At 73.8% G+C, this 6,336-nt stretch carries 5 protein-coding genes; 1 reads left to right on the forward strand and 4 read right to left on the reverse strand.

Translation table 11 applies throughout. From position 1 onward, the window contains the following. Window positions 1-289: 289 nt before the first annotated feature. From L1885_RS21250 to L1885_RS21265, 4 genes are all read right to left on the reverse strand, one after another. A complete protein-coding gene (locus L1885_RS21250; protein ID WP_235798763.1) occupies window positions 290-1,213 on the reverse strand; it encodes a 1-phosphofructokinase family hexose kinase in 924 nt (307 codons plus the stop codon). Window positions 1,214-1,471: 258 nt separating this feature from the next. Then, window positions 1,472-2,290 (reverse strand): alpha/beta fold hydrolase, encoded by an 819-nt coding sequence (locus tag L1885_RS21255; RefSeq protein WP_235798764.1) that lies wholly within the window; start codon window positions 2,288-2,290, stop codon window positions 1,472-1,474. 289 nt (window positions 2,291-2,579) lie between these two features. Beyond that, window positions 2,580-3,782, reverse strand: a complete 1,203-nt coding sequence (gene nagA / locus L1885_RS21260) for an N-acetylglucosamine-6-phosphate deacetylase (protein WP_235798765.1) — start codon at window positions 3,780-3,782, stop codon at window positions 2,580-2,582. Continuing rightward, a complete protein-coding gene (locus tag L1885_RS21265) occupies window positions 3,782-4,714 on the reverse strand; it encodes an ROK family protein (RefSeq protein ID WP_235798766.1) in 933 nt (310 codons plus the stop codon). The genes nagA and L1885_RS21265 overlap by 1 nt, the downstream gene beginning before the upstream one ends. A gap of 237 nt (window positions 4,715-4,951) precedes the next feature. Here L1885_RS21265 and L1885_RS21270 point away from each other — a divergent pair, with 237 nt between their 5' ends. Further along, the gene (locus L1885_RS21270; protein ID WP_235798767.1) at window positions 4,952-6,214 is read left to right on the forward strand and encodes an extracellular solute-binding protein; all 1,263 of its coding nucleotides are present in this window, start codon (window positions 4,952-4,954) and stop codon (window positions 6,212-6,214) included. The last annotated feature ends 122 nt before the right edge of the window (window positions 6,215-6,336 follow it).

Genomic DNA, 6,336 nt, shown 5'->3' on the forward strand with positions numbered 1-6,336 from the left:
GGACGCCCCCCGGCTCGCCCTGGCGCCCGGCGCGCCCCCGCTGAGGTCCCTGGACGGCCCCCGTCTGGCGGCAGACGGGCGCGCGGCTCTGCGCGAGCGCCCGCCCGGGGCCGGCCGCCTGCCCCCGTCGACTTTGGTTCACCCGAGATACGGCGAGTGAGCGCCGTCCCGGGCGGGCTTAAGTAGGCTCGCTCCCATGGACCACGAGGTGTTCGTTCCGGTGACGGCGGAGGCTCTGCGGCGCACGCTGCGGGACCCGGCGCGGGGCTCGCGCGCGGTGGCAGAGTTCTCAGGCCTGGCCGCTCACCGTGACGCGCGGCAGCAGCTCCTCGTAGGAGGCGGCGTCGAACTCGCCCGCGGCCGGGGCCCGTACGGTCGCCACGGAGAGCGCCACGGCGCGGCCCAGCCGGTCCGGCCACGGCAGTCCCTCGACCAGCGCGGACAGCAGGCCCGCCACGGCGGAGTCGCCGGCCCCCGTCGGGTTTCCGGCGACGGGTGCGGGCGGCGCGGCCCGCCAGGTGCCCTCCGGGGTGACGGCGAGGAGCCCCTCGGGCCCGAGGGACGCGACGACGGAACGGGCCCCGCGGCGGCGGGCGTCCCGGGTGGCGCGCAGGGGTTCGCGCGCGCCGGTCAGCCGGGCGAGTTCGTCGGCGTTGGGCTTCACCAGGTCGGGCCGGGCGGCGACACCCCGGCGCAGCGGCTCGCCGCTGGTGTCCAGGAGGACGGGCACCGCGGCGGCCCGGGCCTGCCGCACCAACTGCGCGTACGCGCCGACCGGCACACCGGGCGGCAGGCTGCCGCAGAGCGCGACGACGTCCGCCCCGGCGAGCAACTCCCCGTACGCGACGGTGAAGTCCTGCCACTCGGCGCCGGTGACCTGGGGGCCCGGCTCGTTGAACTGGGTGGTGTCGCCCGCGCGTTCGTCCGCCACCGCGACGGTGCGCCGGGTCGCGCCCGCGACCGGCACGAACGCGTCGGTGACGCGCGGTGCCAACCGCGCGAGCAGGGCCCGCACGTCCTCGCCGGTACGGCCGCCGAGGAAGCCGGTCGCCACGGTGTCGTGTCCCAGTGCGGACAGGACGCGCGAGACGTTGACGCCCTTGCCGCCGGGCCGCTCCACGACCTCGGCGACCCGGTGCGTGGAATGCGGCACGAGCGACGGGGTGCGGTAGGTCAGGTCGAGGGCGGCGTTGAGAGTGACCGTGAGGATCACGCCATGCCCCCCGTTGCCCGATGGTCCGTTCGCCGCCGCCGGTCGCGTCCCGAAGGGACCGGCGCAGTCGATCATGCCAAACGTGCGGGCTCCGGCACAGGCCGTGTCCGGAAAGTCCGGCGGGCGCACCGCCGTTCACGGCTCACGGGCCACGGCTCGCGGTCCGGGACCCACAGCCCACGGCCCACAGCCCACGGCCCACGGCCCAGGACCCACAGCCCTGCGTCCCCCCGGGTGCGGTGCGCCGGCGCCCCGCCCTCAGGCGGAGCCGAGGGGGTGGCGGGCCGCGAACGCGGTGATGGTGCGGGCGACCAGGTCGGGGTCCTCCATCGGCAGGGAGTGGCTGACCCCGGGCAGCACCGCCGTCTCCGCCTGCGGAATGCCCCGTGCCAGGTGCGCGCTGCGGGCCCGGTGCGGGGTGCCGAGCCGTTCGCCCAGGCCGCCGACCGCGAGGAGGAGGGGCGCTCGCACCGACGCCATCTCGTCGGGCCCGAACGACCAGGCACGGAACGCCGCGCCCTCGGAGTCGAAGAAGTACGGGGTGTTGTCGACGGCGCGGCGCAGCCCGGCCTCGCCGAGCTCGCGGACGAAGGCGTCGCGGTAGCCGGGGCCGCTCACGCTGGAGAGGAACGCGTCGAAGGCGTCCTCGTACGCCCCCCGCTTCGCGGCCTCCACCGCGCGTGCCATGCCCGGCATCGGCGACTCCTCCGGCGCGTACGGGAAGGCCGTCTCGAAGAGGATCAGCGAGCCGACGAGGTCGGGGTGGGCGAGCGCCAGTTGCAGGCCGACCGAGGCGCCGGCCGAGTGGCCGACGATGTGCGCCCGCCGGGCGCCGGCGGCGCGCAGCACCGCGGCGGCGTGGTCCGCGTGGGCGGCGACGCTCGCGCCGCCGGACAGATCCTTGCTGCCACCGTATCCGGCCCGCTGCAAAGTGATCAGCCGGTGGTCCGGTATCCGGGAGGCGGCGGGGACGAACCAGTCGGGGGAGAACCCGCCGTGCATCAGCAGGATCGTCTCCCCGCTCCCCTCGATGTCGTAGGCGAGGTGTGCGTCGGGCAGGTCGAGGTGCCGTTCCATCGTGCTCCCTGCACTCCGGGCGGACCCGGGACGGTCCGCCGATGTGGCATGCGTCCCTTTTGTCCCACTATAGGGAAGCTTGCGCGCGATGCTCACGTGCCCGAGTGATGGGGTGCCGGGCCCGGCACGGCACCTGGGGAGCCGCGCAGGGCGCGCGCGGGGGAGGGGAGCGTGTTTCCCGGGTACGGGGGAGGGGGAGCGGGTTTCCGGGTCGGAGCGGGCGCCCGGGAGCGCCCGTCCCGGCGCCGGGCGCCGGTGCGCGTCCGGGGCCGCCGGACGCGCACCGGGATCAGGCCGTGCGCGGGTCGAGGACCCAGGTGCCCTTGTGCAGCACGCCCTTGAGGGCGAAGTCCGCGTCGAGGACGACGATGTCCGCGTCCTTGCCCGGCTCCAGGGAGCCGACCCGGTCGTCGAGGCCCAGCAGTCGCGCCGGGTTGGCCGAGATGGCCCGCACGATGTCCTCCACCGGCATCCGGTCGACCGTCGCGGCGCGCCGGAAGGCGGTGTCCAGCGTCAGCGTGGAGCCCGCGATCGAGCCGTTCTCCACGACCCGGGCGACCCCGTCCTTGACCTCGACCTCCAGCGGGCCGAGCGCGTAGGTGCCGTCGCCGAAGCCGGCGGCGTCCATCGCGTCGGTGATGAACGCCGTCCTGGCGGCGCCCGCGCAGCGCAGCGCGAGTTCGAGCGCCGCGGGGTGCAGGTGCGTGCCGTCGTTGATCAGCTCGACCGTGACCCGCTCGTCCTCGAGCAGCGCGGCGATCGGCCCCGGCACCCGGTGGCCGAGCGGCGGCATCGCGTTGAACAGGTGCGTCGCGACCGTCGCGCCCGCGTCGATCGCCTCAAGGGTCTGCTCGTACGTCGCGTCGGTGTGGCCGAGCGCGGCGATCACGCCGTGGTCGGCGAGCAGCCGCACCGATTCGAGGCCGCCGGGCAGCTCGGCGGCCAGCGTCATCATTTTCGCCGTGCCCCGCGCGGCCTTGACCAGCGTCAGCACGTCCGCCGGGTCCGGGTGGCGCAGCAGCGCCTCGCTGTGCGCGCCCTTGCGGCAGGGGGAGATGAAGGGGCCCTCGAAGTGCAGCCCGGCGAGGTCGCCCTGCTCGACGAGTTCCGACAGCACGCCCGCGCGCCGGGCGAGGAAGTCCAGCTCGCCGGTGACGGTGGAGGCGACGACCGTCGTGGTGCCGTGCTCCCGGTGCGTGCGGACGCCCCGCAGGACCTCCTCGGGCGTGCCGGAGGTGAAGGAGGCGCCGCCGCCGCCGTGGTTGTGCATGTCCACGAAGCCGGGCACGATCCAGTGCCCGCCGAGGTCGAGCTCCTCGGCGCCGTCGGGCGCCGCGCCGGCGATGCGCGCGCCCTGGACGATCACCCGGCCGCCCTCGACGACTCCGGTCGGCAGGACGACCCGTCCTCCGGTGAGCACCGTGCCCGGGCCGGCGCCCGCGGCCGGGGCGGGCGCGGCGGAAGCGGGAGTCGTGGATGCTGCGGCGGCCATCAGGCGCTTACCTCCGAGGCGAGTAGGTCCCAGGCGAGCAGCCCGGCCCCCAGGCACCCGGCGGTGTCGCCGAGCGCGGCCGGAACGATCGTGGGCAGTTTCTGGAAGGTGACCTTCGCCGCGACCTGCGCGCGCAGCGGTTCGAACAGCGTGTCGCCGGCCTCCGCGAGCCCGCCGCCGATGATCAGCGTGCGCGGGTCGAGCAGCGTCAGCGCGGTGACGAGCCCGGCGGCGAGCGCGTCGACGGCGTCCCGCCACACCTCGATCGCGGCGGGATCGCCGGAGGCGACCGCCTTGGCGCAGTCCGCGGCATCCGCGTCGGGGTCCCCGCCGGCCGCGGCCCAGGCACGGGTGACGGCGCGGGCGGAGCCGTACATCTCCAGGCAGCCGCGCTGGCCGCAGCTGCACTCCGCCCCGCCAGGGCGCACGACGACGTGCCCGATCTCGCCGGCCACGCCGTGCGCGCCCGCCTCGATCACGCCGTCGATGCCGATCGCGCCGGCGATGCCCGTACCGATCGGCATGAACAGGAAGCGGTCGGAGCCGCGGCCCGCGCCGAGGCGGCCCTCCGCGAGGCCCCCGGTGCGTACGTCGTGGCCGAGCGCGACGGGGATTCCGCCGAGCCGCCTGCCGATCAGGTCCCGCAGCGGAACGTCCCGCCAGCCGAGGTTCGCGGCGTAGACCGCGATGCCCCGCCCGGTGTCCACGACGCCCGGGACGGCCACGCCGGCGGCGTGCGCGCCCTCGCCGAACCGGTCCACGCCGAACGCGTGCAGTTCGGCGGCGAAGCCGACGATCGCCTCGACGACGGCCTCGGGGCCGCGCTCCCGGCCGGTCGGCCGGCGTGCCTCGTGCAGCAGCTCGCCGTCCGCCCCCACCAGGGCGGCCTTCATGCCGGTGCCGCCCACATCGAGGGCGATGACGTGTTTCACGCACACAGTCTCGCGCGTGCACCCATGAGAGGTCTAGTCCATTCCCGGTGATCTTTCCCGCCTTCACTCCGGCGCGTCACCGGCCGGTATTGGCCACTTCACTGGACTCAAACGTTCGAACAAGACAAAATCTCGGTTCCATTGACGCGTTCCCGTCGAACGACGGGCAGAAGGCATTCCCGCTCGGGCGGCGGGTGAAGGGCAGGACGAGGACACGTGCGGCACCGGTATCTGGGCATGACGACGGCCATAGCCGTATTGAGCACGACGGTCCTCGCGGGCTGCAGCGGCACCACGGGATCCGGAGGCACCACGCTCAGACTCGTCGCGGCCGACTACGGCAACAGCCCGGAGACGTCCTCCAGCATCTACTGGAAGAAGGTCGCCTCCGCGTTCGAGAAGGACCACCCGAACATCAAGGTCGACGTGGACGTCCGGTCCTGGAAGACGGTCGACGCCGACGTGGCGGGCATGGTCAAGGACGGCGACGCCCCGGACATGGCGCAGGTCGGCGCGTTCGCGGACTACGCGAACGAGGGCAAGCTCTACAGCGCCGACCAGATCCTCAGCGTCCCGGTCCAGTCGGGGTTCGTCACCCAGCTCGCCGACGCGGGCAAGGTCAACCAGGTCCAGTACGGGCTGCCGTTCGTCGCCTCCACCCGGCTGCTGTTCTACAACCGCAAGCTGTTCGAGAACGCCGGCATCTCGGCGCCGAAGAACTGGGACGACATCGAGAGCGACGCCCAGGCCCTGAAGTCCGACGGCGTCTCCGTGCCCTTCGCGCTGCCGCTCGGTACCGAGGAGTCGCAGGCCGAGACGATGATGTGGATGCTCAGCGGCGGTGGCGGCTACACCAGCACCGCGGACGGCTCGTACAGCATCGACTCCGACGAGAACGTCAACACGTTCAAGTGGCTCCAGCACAACCTCGTCGGCAAGGGCCTCACGGGTCCCGTCGCCCCCGCGAAGCTCGACCGCGCCGACGCGTTCAAGGAGTTCACCGAGGGCAAGGTCGGCATGCTCAACGGCCACCCGACGCTGATGAACGACGCACGCAAGGCGCACATCGACTTCGGCATGGTGCCGATGCCCGGCAAGGACGGCAAGGCCAAGAACTCGATGGGCGTGGCCGACTGGATGATGGCCTTCAAGCAGAACGGCCACGCCAAGGAGATCGGCGAGTTCCTCGACTTCGCGTACGACGACAAGAACGTCATGGACTTCGTCAAGCAGTACGACCTGCTGCCGGTCACCTACAGCGCGAACACCCTCATGGCCGCGGACAAGGGCCACAACGACCTGCGCGAGTTCCAGAAGACGCTCGGCGCGTCGGAGCTGTACCCCTTCGGAAAGAGCTCGTGGTCGCAGGTGAGCGACACGATCAAGAAGAACATCGGCAAGGCCGTGGAACCCGGCGCGGACCCGCAGCAGATCCTCACGAAGATCTCGAAGGACGCGAACGCCGCGGACGCCGCCGCGTCCGCCTCCCACGGCAAGTAGCCTGGCGGCGATGCCGACCGACACGCCCGAACCGAGCGACGGCGCCGCCCGTCCCGGCGCCGCCCCCGCCCCCGACGCCGCCGCCCCACCGGTGGCGGGGCCGGTGGGCGGGGGCGGCGCGG

The organism is Streptomyces fuscigenes (genome assembly GCF_021556455.1).
Taxonomy (GTDB): domain Bacteria; phylum Actinomycetota; class Actinomycetes; order Streptomycetales; family Streptomycetaceae; genus Streptomyces; species Streptomyces fuscigenes.

Excerpts from the sequence above, each read along its gene's own strand:
- L1885_RS21255 (WP_235798764.1), bottom strand. The coding sequence starts at position 2,290 with ATGGAACGGCACCTCGACCTGCCCGACGCACACCTCGCCTACGACATC.
- nagA (WP_235798765.1), bottom strand. The coding sequence starts at position 3,782 with ATGGCCGCCGCAGCATCCACGACTCCCGCTTCCGCCGCGCCCGCCCCG.
- L1885_RS21270 (WP_235798767.1), top strand. The coding sequence starts at position 4,952 with ATGACGACGGCCATAGCCGTATTGAGCACGACGGTCCTCGCGGGCTGC.